The following is an 11,213-nucleotide window of genomic DNA, read 5'->3' as shown; positions in this document are numbered from 1 at the left end:
CAGCCGAAGCAGGCCGAGCAGCCGAAGCAGGCCGAGCAGCCGAAGGAGACGCTGGAGCTGAAGGACAACCCGCCCCTCCCCACTTCCAAGACTCCCGAGCAGCCGGAGCAGCCGCGGAAGGCCAGTGCGCAGCCGCTGCTGGACCAGACGGAGAAGCCGGTCTCGCCGCCGCTCCAATCGGGAGTCCAATCGCCGACCGTGGTGGTGCCTGGGCAGGTGGCTCCGCAGCGGCAGGTGGACGGGCAGTTGGCTCCGGAGGACGACCTCTATACCCGGGGCACGAACAAGCGCCTGGGTCCGCACATGCTCTGGAACGCCCTGCACGGCTTCCGGGACTCGCAGGAGTCCGGCGCGGTGGAGCAGGAGAAGTGGAACCGGATGGTCTTCGTCACCATGTTCGCCCTGGTGGCCGCGGCGCTGCTGATCGCCATCCTCGTCACCCTGTGAGGACGTGAGCCCGGCTCAGTCCGGGCTGAGAACGCGTTTGAACGCGGCCCAGTGCTTCGTGTCCTCCGGATGGATGGGCGGGAGCCCCGGGCGGTCGAAGTCGAGGAGGCGTGCTCCTCGCAGGGACATGATGATGGGCGAGTGGGTGGCGATGACGAATTGCCAGCCCCCCTCCCGGACGGTCTCCTCGAGCTCCCTCACGAAATCCAACTGCCGCATCGGGGAGAGGGCCGACTCGGGCTCGTCGAAGAAGTAGAGCCCGCCGTGCCGCTTCGCGCGGAACACCTCCGAGACGCTCTCGCCATGCGAGCGCGCTCGAAGTGACTTGCCCCCGTAGCGTGCGTACGGATCGCCCAGGAAGTCGGGATCCTCCTTGCGCTTGTCCAGGATGCGAGCGAAGTCCAGGAGCGCGTCCGCGCGGAAGAAGAAGCCATCCCGTGGTTTGGCCCTGAACTTGGGGCGCAGGGCGGCGGTGAGCAGGGACGCACGGCGTTCGGCGTCGGGAATCTCGTTCCGGCTCCCGCCACCCCCGGGCAGCCCCGCCAGTTCCGCGAGCGCGCTCAGCAGGGTGGACTTCCCGGAGCCGTTCTCTCCCACGAACAGGGTGATGGGCCCGTCGAGCGTCAGGTCGAGCTCCCTCACATACGGCAGGTTGAACGGGAATTGGCTCCAGTCCTCGACGCGCGCCTCGACGACATACGCCCCCAGCAGGAACGGGGGCCCTTCCAGCGAGTGGGTGGGGGTCATGCGCGGCTTCGTAACCGGGGCACGCCCAGAATACACCGGTGAACGCCCCACCGACTCAATGCTTGGGCCGAGGGGCGCTCGTGGTAGGGTGCCCCACCCTTGGCCACCGACGATCTCACTCTCGTCAAGCGCGTCCGCAGCGGAGACCAGCGCGCCTTCAAGCTCCTCGTCGAGCGCTACCAGCGCAAGGTGTACGCCGTCGCCCTGGGCATGCTGAAGGACAAGGAAGAAGCGATGGACGTCTCGCAGGAGGCGTTCGTCAAGGTCTACAAGTACCTGGACCACTTCAAGGGCGACTCGTCCTTCTACACCTGGCTCTACCGCATCACCGTCAACATCTGTATCGACGTGATGCGCCGCAAGAACGCCGCGGGCGGCGACGCCGAGGAGTTCGACGAGTCCGTCGCCAATGACCTGTCCGAGGCCCGCATCGGCGCGCTCGGCAGCCGCCTGGGCACCAACCCCCAGAAGAGCGCCCTGCGCCGCGAATTGGCGGAGAAAATCCAGGAGGCCCTCGCGGCCGTTCCCGAGAAGCATCGCGCCATCCTCCTGCTGCGCGAAATCGAGGGAATGTCCTACGAGGACTTGTCGCGCACGCTGGAGATTCCCAAGGGCACGGTGATGAGCCGGCTCTTCCACGCGCGCGCCAAGGTCCAGAAAATCCTCAGTGAATACCTGGAGTTGGACGAGGCCAAGAGCGGGGTCGGCAATGAGTGAATGGGACTGGAATATTGGTCCCACGCTGCCGTCCAACCCGCAAGTCCCCCAAACCACCGGGTGAGGAACATGGCCGGAAATCCCGCGTGCAAGAGCTTCGTCCCGTTGCTGTCCCCCTACATCGACGGGGAGCTGTCTCCCGCCGAGCGCGTCAACGTCGAGCGGCACCTGTCGGCCTGCCGGGAGTGCACCAGCCGCGCGGCGGACCTGCGCGCCGAGTCCGCGCTGCTGCGCGTGGGCCTGGAGATGGCCGTGGACGAGGTGGACTTCAAGGACTTCACCCAGCGCGTCATGGCCCGGGTGACGCCCGAGCGCCCGCCCCTGCTGGAGCGCCTGCGCATCTCCCTGTCGGAGCTGTTCCTCTACCACCGCACCGCCATGGTCTCCTCGCTGGCCACGGCCGCGGTGCTGGTGCTGGTGCTGGTGCCCCTGTTGATGCGCAGCAGCGACGTGCCCATGGGCTACGGCGGGGACCGGATGCGCGTGCGCGCGGTGCGCGCCTCCGAGGGCTCCACGGTGGCCCCCGTGGTGCTCGAGTCCGAGGACGGCAGCACCATCATCTGGGCGGTGGAGCAGGACGAGCCGCTCCGGGATGAGGCCTCGCCGGGCAAGCCCGCCCCGAGGCGGGACGACACGCAGGATGAGCTGGACTCGGACGAGTCCCACCCGGTGCCGGGGAAGGACTCGCGGCCCAAGGGAGGTGAGCTGTGAGGATGATGACGCGGAGGCCCCTGGCCCTGCTGGCGCTCGCGCTGGTGGGGGTGCTGCTCTCGCCACCCGTGGCCCGCGCCGCGGACGAGAAGCTCAAGGTGAAGGTGGAAGTGGTGCTCGTCTCCAAGAAGGGCACCGAGGTGGAGCCGGCGGAGCTCCAGAAGATGAAGGACTCCTTCGAGCGGCAGAACTTCAACTTCACCTCCTTCAAGCGCCTGTCCCAACAGACGCTGGAGGTGGGCAGCCAGGCGTCCACCGACGTGAAGCTGCCCAATGGGGTGAATGCCTCGCTGCGGCTGCTGCGCATGCAGGGCGACACCGCCACCCTCCGCGTGGAGGTGCCCCAGTTGTCCGCCGTGGACGTGGAGCTGGGGCGCGAGGGCACCGTCTACCAGCGCGCTGGCAAGCACGTGGGCGGCGAGCTGATCCTCGTGCTCTCCTCGCCTCCCGGAAAGTAGTGCCCCGAGCGGGCCCTCCCACGAGGGCCCCGGGTCGTCGTCGTCGCTGTTCCGCCCGGTCGAGGCCCTTCGGGGCTTCCCGGGCCCCTCTCCTCCCAGTCATTCGTTCCGGGGGGAATTTCCCGGGTTCGGAAGAAATGACAGTCCCTGGCACGGATCCGCCGGGACTCCCACCTTGTGGGAATCGAATGATTTCAAGGGGTTGGCTTGCGGCACGGGGGTTGCTCATAGTCCCTGCGTGGGCGGCGGCGGCGTGGGGCGTCGGCAACGAGACGAACAACCCAGACCAAGGACGGGGCGAACCATGGCGAAGACCGAGCGGCGGGGACAGGTGATGAATCGGGTGGCGCGTCAGGTGAAGGGCACGGCGGGGCGGGCGGTGGCGAAGGCGAGCCAGCCGGTGCGGAAGGTTCAGACCAAGGTGCAGGTGACGCTGGGTGACCTGATCGCCGCGGCCTTCGATGTGGCGGGCGAGGCCAAGGCCGCCGCCAAGCTGGTGTCCTCCAAGTCCATGGCCGCGGCCACGGGCCGGCAGATCGTCGTCGTCGGCGGGTAGTCCGCTCGCTCCCCGAGGGAGCGAGGCTCACCCGCCTGTTCGCCACTGAGTTACGGGGGCACTGACGGGAAGCGGGGTAGGATGATGCGCCATGATTGGTGCCTCGCTTCTTCTTGTCTCCGTGCTCCAGCAGGCCCCCAGGGCCTACGTTGATCCCTCCTACGCGCCACCGGCCGAAGAGGGCATTCACTTCCACGCGGCCCTCGAGCTGAGCGCGCAGGGCCTGTCCTCGGGCACCGGCGCCAACGGGGTGGATGGTTTTGTTGTCGCCTTCCCGCGCCTCGGGGTGAAGGGCGGCGACGAGTTCGAGTTCGAGCTGGGAGCGCCGCTGCGCTTGCGGATGTTCGACCAGGAGCCGCTCCAACTGGAGCAGGACTACGGCCGACTGCGGCGCCAGGACTGGGACGAGCGCAGCGACTACGCCCAGATTCTGCGCGAGCTGCGCATCGGCCGGGACGACAGCCACTACCAGCTGCGCGCGGGCAACTTCTCCGTGTACTCGCTCGGTGCCGGGTGGCTGGTGAACCGCTACCACAACCGGCTCTCGCCGGATTACCACCCCGCGGGCGCCAACTTCACCGCGTACCTCGGCCCCACCCGGGTGGAGCTCTTCGCCAGCGACGTGCTCGCCGCGCGCCTGTTCGCCGGAGAGGTCCGGTTGGATCTCGGCCGCGTCCTGAGTGAGCAGGAGAAGGCCTTCGACCGCTACCTCCTCTCGTTGGACGTGGCGCACGACTTCGGCACGTCGGCGGGGGGCACGGCGCCCCCGCTCTCCGCGGCGAGCGTCGGGTTGCAGGTGGGGGCGGTGAAGAACGAGAAGTTCCAGCTCTGGGTGCAGGCCGCCGCGGGCGCTCGGGCGGACACGCTCGTCGAGTCGGTGCCGGACTACGGCGCGGCGTTCGGCCTGGTGATGGCGAGCAGGCCCAAGGAGACGGTGGAGTTCTCCGGCCGGCTGGAGGCTCGGCGCCAGGGCGGGGGCTTCCGCTTCGGCCTCTTCGGGGCGGGGTATGAGCTCGCACGCTTCTCCGGCGTGGGGCTTCGGGAGCTGCCGCTCGCCGAGGAGCCGCTGCCCACGACCTTCTCCGGTTATGGCCAGTTCGCGTTGTCGGTGAGCCCGGGCGCGCCGGAGGACCTGGAGCTGACGGCCAGCGCGTCCGGCGAGTATTTCGTCACCACCGGCCGGGTGGACGCGGACGCCGTGCTGCAGGCGAACCTGCCTGGAGGCAAGACGTCGATGGATCTGCGCGTCATCCTCACGGACATCACCGGCAGGCCGCGCTACTCGGTGGGCGCCGAGGTGCGTCACCGCTTCCTGCCCGCGCTCTACGGCATCGCCATGGGCGGCACGGAGCACTTCCCGCAGGCGGAGGGCCGGCTGCGGCACGGCTTCACGGCGGGCCTCGGTGTCGGCGTGGACTTCAAGCGCTGAGCCGAGCTGGTGGTTACAGGAGCCTGAGAGACGCGGAGGCGCGTCCATGCAGGCTCCCGAGCTCCTCCAGGAACTGGTCGTCGTTTTCGGGGTGGCGGTGATGGTGGTGCTGGCGCTCAGCCGACTGCGCCTTCCCACCATCGCCGGCCTCATCGCCGCGGGTGCGCTCATCGGCCCGAGTGGTCTCGGCTGGGTGCCGGACTCCTGGCGCCTGGAGGCCCTGGCGGAGATTGGCGTGGGCCTGCTGCTCTTCGGCTCCGAGTTGGATCCCCACAGGGTGTCGGCGGCGCGGAGGCTCTCACCGGACGTGCCCATCCTGGTGAAGGTGCCCCGGTTGAGGGTCATCGGCGATCTGCACGAGCGGGGCGCGAGCGACATCGTGGCCGGCGAGTTCGAGACGGCGCTGGAGGCGGTGACGCGGGTGCTGCACGCGGGAGGGGTGGCGGAGGAGGCGATGGGCGAGCTGCTGGCGGCGCTGCGCCACGAGGGCGTGCCCGAGCATGGGCCCGTGTCCGGCCCCCGGCGCATGCTGGGGACGATGGGGGCTTGCGGCGCGGCACGGCGACGACGTGCTCGCACCTGCACCAGCTGCGGCCCGACGTGCCGCCGAGGAGCTCGGGCTGCGAGGAGCGAGCACTGGGGCTGGTGCTACATCGACGCCCTCGAGATCGACCCGCTGCTCCCGTCGCCTCCCCTGGAGACTAGGAGGCGACCTTCTTCACCTGTCCCTCCGCGGCCGGCAGGATGATGCGGAAGGTGGAGCCCTTGCCCAGCTCGCTCTCCACCGACAGCTCTCCGCCCAGGCTCGTCACGATGCCGTGGCAGATGGACAGGCCCAGGCCCGTCCCCTTTCCCACCGGCTTGGTGGTGAAGAAGGGGTCGAAGATGCGGTCGCGCACCGCCGGGTCGATGCCCGTGCCCGTGTCCGTCACCTCGATGATGACCTGCGCGTTGAGGCCACGCACGCGCACGCGCACCTCGTTGCGATCGGGCAGCCCCGGGGGCAGGGCGTGGCCGGCGTTGATGAGCAGGTTGAGGAACACCTGTCCCAGCCGCACCTCGCTGCCCCACACCGTCGACACCGGCTCGAAGTCCTTCACCACCCGGGCGCGGTGGCGCAGCTCGGTGCGCATCAGCCGCAGGCTCGATTCGAGCACCTCGCACACATCCACCAGCGTGCGCTGCTCGCCGTCGTGGCGCGAGAGCGTCTGGAGGTCGCGCACGATGTGGCGGATCCGCTCGGCGCCCTGGAGCGTCTCGTGGAGGACCTCGTGCATCTCCCGGATCCGCTCTCCCGGCTGCTCGCGGATGAGGCGCTGGCACTCGTCGTCCAGGAAGCCGAGGTTGGCGAGGACGAAGGCGAGCGGGTTGTTGACCTCGTGCGCGATGCCGGCCGCCAGCGTGCCCACGCTCGCCAGCCGGTCCGCCAGCAGCAGGCTGGCCTGCATCTGCTTGCGCTCGGTGATGTTGCGCGCGCTCACCACCGTGGCCGGCTCACCGCCGAAGAGCAGCCGCATGGCGCTCAGCTCCGCCGTCACCACCTGGCCCCCCGCGCGCAGGAAGCGCACCTCGCGCATGGGGCCGTAGTCGCTCTCGAGCACGCGGGCGGCGGCGGCGTCCCGGTCCTCCGGGTGGATGAGCTCGAGCAGCGACTTGCCGACGAGCTCCTGTGCCGAGCCGTGGCCCAGGAAGGTGAGCCCCGCCGGGTTGACGTAGAGCAGGCTGCCCTCGCGGTGGACGAAGATGGCCTCCGGCAATCCCTCGATGAGGGCGCGGGAGTTCTCCTCGGAGCGGCGCAGCGCCTGCTCGGCGTTCTTGAGGGCGGTGATGTCGACCCCCACGCCGCCGAGCAACTGCTGGCCGAGCGCATCGCGCAGGGCGAACCTGTGGATGAGCCAGTGGTGCTCCGTCCCATCGGGCGCGGGGATGGGCTGCTCGGCGCAGTGGGTCTGCCCGGTGGACAGCACCAGCCGCTCCTCGAGGCGCATCCGCTCGGCCACCTCGGGCGGCAGCAGCTCGTCATCCCTGAGCTTCAGCAGCGTGTGCGTGTCGAGTTGGAAGAAGCGGGCGTAGGAGTCGTTGACCCAGGTGCGCCGGCCCATGGTGTCCTTCATGAAGGCCAGCAGCGGGCTGTGGTTCATGAAGGAGTGGAACAGCTCCTGGCTCTGCTGGAGCGCGCCCAGCGTGTCGGCGAACTCGGTCAGCACCAGGTGCCGGGCCTCGAACTCGGCGGCGTTGCTCATGGCGACGCCGAGCAGCTGACCCATCAGCTCGAGCGTGCGTACGTCCAGGTCGTCGTAGGCGTGGGGCTGCGAGTAGACGACGTTGAGCGCGCCCACGGTGCGCCCATCCCGCTGGAGCGGGACGACGATCATCGAGCGGATGCCCGTCCGCCGGGTGGCGGCCACGTTCACCCGTGGGTCGTTCTCGGTGTCGCGGGTATGGAGCATCTCACCGCGCAGGACGCTCTGGCCCGTGAGGCTCTCGCCGAGCTTCAGCCGGAAGCCGGGATGGGCGGCCTGGCTGCCGAGCGTCACGTGGTAGACCAGCTCGTCGCCCTCGGTCAGCGCCACCGAGGCCCCGTCCGCGCCGCACAACTGCTGGGCCCGCTCGGCGATGAGCGCCATCACCTTCTCGAGCTCGAGGCCCGCCAGGGCGACGTCGTTCTGGGTCTGGATGATGGCCGTGAGCCGCTCCTGCACGCCGCGCGTGGGAGCGTCCCGGGCAGGGGACTGGGTCCTCCCGGTCGCCCTCCGCAGGCGGAGCCACTCGAGCCGGTTCTGGAGCTGCGCGGGCTCGAAGGGGACGACGAGGAAGTCATCCACCGCCGCGGCCAGCAAGGCCTCCAGGGGCACGGGCTCGTTCGAAGCGGGGAGGAGCGCCACGAGGAAGGGCCGGGCGCCCGTGTCGGGGAGGCGCAGTCGGGTGAGGTGCTCGAGGATCTCACGGCCGGGCCCGCTCACCAGCACTCCGTCCACTCCGAGTGGCCAGGACTCCAGTTGCTCGGCGACCGGGGCCAGATGCACTTCGTGTCCCCACTGGCTGAGGAGTGGGAGGAGGAAGCCCTCGGCTGGCGGACCGACGAGAAACAGCTTCATAGGTGGCACCGGAGGGCGTGGGTGCGCTCGGATGACCCAAGCGTAGCCCGTGGCTTCCCGGCGGAACAAGCTGTCCCCGCGGGAACGCCCGGGCCTGGGCTGCCTGCCCGCTCAGCGCCCAAAGAGCCCCTTGCGCTTCTGGGGGGCCCTGTCCTGCTGGGCCATCTTCGCCAGCCGCTGCCCGAGGATGCGGCTCATCTCCAGGGCCATGGCGGGGTTGGCCATCACCACGCCTCGGAAGTCCTCGCGCCCGACGGCGGCCAGCTCGCACACGCTGGCGGCCTCGGCGCTCGTGGCGCGCGGCTCGCCGGTGAGCAAGGCGATTTCACCGAAGAAGCCCCCGGGCTTCACCACCTCCACCAGGCGCCCGCCCTCGGCCAGCAGGTTCACCTGCCCGGAGACGACGACGTAGAACGTCTCCCCCGCGTCGCCCTTCTTGAAGATGGACTCGCCGGACTCCTTGCGGAGGTACTCGGCGCCACGCGCCACCGTGGTGAGCTCCTCGGCACTCAACGGCGCGAGGAAGTCCACCTTGCGCAGCATCTCGGCCAGCGGGGTGTCGGCCTCGCGCCGGGGCTGGGCGGTGAGGCACTCCACGGCCCGGCCCAGCTCGGCGCGGCGGGCCACGAGGATGACGGTGTGTCCGGCGCGTAGCACCGTGTTGCCGTCCGGTAGGGTGATGTGTCCTTCCGGGTCCAGGAGGCCGATGAACACACACTCGCGGGGAAAATCGGGCAGGCCGCGCACCTGCGCCACCGTACGGCCGGACACCAGGGCCTTGGGGTTCACCTCCAGCTCGAAGAGGATGGCGTCCCCGGCCGCCAGCGGCAGCGAGCCGGCCACCTGCGGGAAGTCGATGGCCGTGGTCATCTTCGCCACCACCACCTCGGCCTCCTCCACCAGCTCGCTCACCCCGGCGAGCCGGTAGGCGTTGCGGTAGCGGCTGTCCAGCATGCGCACCATGACGCGCGCCTTGCCCATGGAGCGCACCAGCGTGGAGAAGGCCAGGTTCTCCGCATCGCGCGCCAGCACCCCGGCCGCGATGTCCGCATTGGAGATGCCCGCGGACTCCAGCACCTGCGGATCATTGGCGTCCCCGCAGATGGTCACCACGCCGATGTCCTCGAAGAGCCGGTGACAGGTGGCCGGGTCCCGCTCCACCACCGTCACCTGATGCTGCTCCGCCACCAGCCGCGCCGCCAGCGTGCTGCCCACCCGTCCACCACCCGCGATGACGATCTTCATGACGCCTTCCTCCCGCTGCCCGTCTCACCGTCATGGGCGTCCGACAACACGTGCTCCAGCTCCAGCGTGCGCGCGTCCAGCTTCGCCAGTTGCGCCTCGGCGGTGGCCTCGGGGATGAGGCCAGAGCGCCGGGCCGCCAGCAGCGCGGTGCGCTCCGCGTCGATGAGGCGCCGGCGGGTGACGAGGAGGATCCTCGCCCCCTGCGCCAGGTGCTGCTCGCTGAGCCGGCGCAGCTCGCGCTCGGCGTTGGCGATGCCCACCTGGTAGTCGCTGCGCAGGTGCTCGTAGGGCGCGCGGGGGATGAGCCCCTGGTCGTGCAGCACCTCCAGCTCCTGGCGCGCGGCGCGGCTGGCGATGAGGCGTGCCTGCTGCCCGGCCACCGCGTAGGCCACCGGATCCTCGTGGAAGAGGCCCAGCCGCTTGAGGATGTCCGTGAGCATCAACCCCTGGAGCACCAGGGACAGGAAGCAGACGCCGAAGGCGATGGCCACCAGCAGCTCGCGCGAGGGCGTGTTCTCCGGCAGGCCGAGCGCCAGGCCGATGGACAGCGCGCCCTTGATGTTGCCGAGGATGAAGACGTGCTGCCAGCGCACGGGGACGGCCTCGGAGGGACGCAGCCAGCGCAGCAGCAGGAAGGGCAGGTAGATGGCCACCGCGCGGCCGGCGAAGACACAGGCCACGGCGATCAGCGTCTGCGGCAGGTAGCGCACCAGCGTCTCGGGCCGGGTGGTGAGCCCCATCGAGAGGAAGAGGAAGGTGTTCACCCCGAAGGCGGCGTACTCCCAGAAGGTGTGGATGGCCACCTGGCTCTGCGGGGCCACGTGGCGCCGCAGGTTGATGCCGGTGCTCAACCCGGCCGTCACGGCGGCGATGGCGCCCGAGAGGTGCAGTTGCTCGCCCACCACGAAGGCGGCGAAGGCCAGCGCCGTGGTCACCATGATTTCGGCGAGCGGATCCTCGGTGTGGCGGATGACGAAGCCGGCCCCGAGGCCCAGGGTGAGGCCGATGGCGAGCCCCCCGAGGGTGGCTCCCAGCACCTTGGCGCCAATGAGTGGCACGGAGTAGGAGGCGTCCCCGCCCACCACCACGGCGGCGATGGCCGCGTAGGCCACGAGGGCGGTGCCGTCGTTGAAGAGGCTCTCGCCCTGCATGATGCCGGCGAGGCGCCGGGGCACGGGGGCGCGGCGGAAGGCGTAGAGGATGGAGACGGTGTCGGTGACGGCGAGCATGGCCCCGAGCAGCAGCGCGGGGCCCCAGGCGAGCACCAGGGCGTAGTGGAGTGCCGTGCCGGTGGCGGCGATGGCCAGCACCATGCCCAGGGTGGCCAGGGTGGCGATGGGCAGGAGGTTGGCGCGCACGTTGGCCACGTCCGCGGTGATGCCGCCCTCGAAGAGGAGCAGGGGCAGGCAGACGAGGAAGACGACCTCGGGGTTGAGCGGGGGGATGCCCGGGAGGATGCCCCCCACGGAGATGAGCAAGCCGCCCACCACCAGCGCGACAGTGTAGGGACTGCGGACGCGCTTGGCCGCGATGGCGAGGGCGCTGGCGGCCACCATGAGGCCGATGATGAGGGGCATCTCGAGATGCACGGCCCGGCGAGCCTCGCAGATGCGCGGGCCGCCTGCACGGATTCCGCACACCCTCTCTCTCGCCGGGCGGCCAGGGGGACTGGCCCACACCACGGGTGCGTGACCCTCCCAGGGCGTCTCTGGGCTGGCTGGCGCTCGGTCGGCTGATGCCAACTCGCCCGCGCTCGCGAGGAAGCGCGCGGGTGGCACCCCAGGGATTCCGGGCAAATGTTCAGG

Annotated in this window: 10 protein-coding genes and 1 pseudogene; 7 read left to right on the top strand and 4 right to left on the bottom strand. The window is 70.2% G+C overall.

What is annotated here, in order from left to right; all coding sequences use genetic code 11:
• Positions 1 to 447: pseudogene (locus VF794_RS18995) on the top strand (hypothetical protein); the annotation flags it as partial.
• A 15-nt stretch (positions 448 to 462) separates the two neighbouring features.
• On the opposite strand, the gene VF794_RS18990 reads toward VF794_RS18995, so the two are convergent.
• On the bottom strand, positions 463 to 1,194 hold the full coding sequence (locus tag VF794_RS18990; RefSeq protein WP_331112384.1) for an AAA family ATPase: 732 nt from the start codon (positions 1,192 to 1,194) through the stop codon (positions 463 to 465).
• A gap of 99 nt (positions 1,195 to 1,293) precedes the next feature.
• Between VF794_RS18990 and VF794_RS18985 the strand changes: the two genes are divergently transcribed.
• The 6 genes from VF794_RS18985 to VF794_RS18960 all read left to right on the top strand — a co-directional run bounded on the left by VF794_RS18985 (position 1,294) and on the right by VF794_RS18960 (position 5,813).
• Positions 1,294 to 1,911, top strand: a complete 618-nt coding sequence (locus VF794_RS18985) for a sigma-70 family RNA polymerase sigma factor (RefSeq protein ID WP_331112383.1) — start codon at positions 1,294 to 1,296, stop codon at positions 1,909 to 1,911.
• A gap of 69 nt (positions 1,912 to 1,980) precedes the next feature.
• Positions 1,981 to 2,622 (top strand): anti-sigma factor family protein, encoded by a 642-nt coding sequence (locus tag VF794_RS18980; RefSeq protein WP_331112382.1) that lies wholly within the window; start codon positions 1,981 to 1,983, stop codon positions 2,620 to 2,622.
• 2 nt (positions 2,623 to 2,624) lie between these two features.
• A complete protein-coding gene (locus VF794_RS18975) occupies positions 2,625 to 3,080 on the top strand; it encodes a hypothetical protein (RefSeq protein WP_331112380.1) in 456 nt (151 codons plus the stop codon).
• A 304-nt stretch (positions 3,081 to 3,384) separates the two neighbouring features.
• Positions 3,385 to 3,636 carry a chaperonin gene (locus VF794_RS18970; protein ID WP_331112378.1) on the top strand — a complete coding sequence of 84 codons (252 nt, stop codon included), beginning with the start codon at positions 3,385 to 3,387 and terminating at the stop codon, positions 3,634 to 3,636.
• A gap of 91 nt (positions 3,637 to 3,727) precedes the next feature.
• Positions 3,728 to 5,065, top strand: coding sequence for a hypothetical protein (locus VF794_RS18965; protein ID WP_331112376.1), 1,338 nt, complete (start codon positions 3,728 to 3,730; stop codon positions 5,063 to 5,065).
• A gap of 46 nt (positions 5,066 to 5,111) precedes the next feature.
• On the top strand, positions 5,112 to 5,813 hold the full coding sequence (locus VF794_RS18960; RefSeq protein WP_331112374.1) for a cation:proton antiporter: 702 nt from the start codon (positions 5,112 to 5,114) through the stop codon (positions 5,811 to 5,813).
• On the opposite strand, the gene VF794_RS18955 is transcribed toward VF794_RS18960, so the two are convergent.
• The 3 genes from VF794_RS18955 to VF794_RS18945 all read right to left on the bottom strand — a co-directional run bounded on the left by VF794_RS18955 (position 5,767) and on the right by VF794_RS18945 (position 10,997).
• Entirely contained in the window at positions 5,767 to 8,163 is a 2,397-nt protein-coding gene (locus VF794_RS18955) for a PAS domain S-box protein (RefSeq protein WP_331112372.1), read from the bottom strand. The two genes, VF794_RS18960 and VF794_RS18955, sit on opposite strands and share 47 nt — an antisense overlap.
• A gap of 111 nt (positions 8,164 to 8,274) precedes the next feature.
• Positions 8,275 to 9,408, bottom strand: coding sequence for an NAD-binding protein (locus VF794_RS18950; RefSeq protein ID WP_331112370.1), 1,134 nt, complete (start codon positions 9,406 to 9,408; stop codon positions 8,275 to 8,277).
• Positions 9,405 to 10,997: a cation:proton antiporter gene (locus VF794_RS18945; RefSeq protein ID WP_331112368.1), complete on the bottom strand. Its 1,593-nt coding sequence runs from the start codon at positions 10,995 to 10,997 to the stop codon at positions 9,405 to 9,407. Before VF794_RS18945 ends, VF794_RS18950 begins: the two co-directional genes overlap by 4 nt.
• Positions 10,998 to 11,213 lie beyond the last annotated feature (216 nt).

Source organism: Archangium sp. (genome assembly GCF_036389735.1).
Classification (GTDB): domain Bacteria; phylum Myxococcota; class Myxococcia; order Myxococcales; family Myxococcaceae; genus Archangium.
The sequence above is the reverse complement of the archived record's forward strand: the minus strand, read 5'-3'. Positions and strand labels throughout refer to the sequence as shown.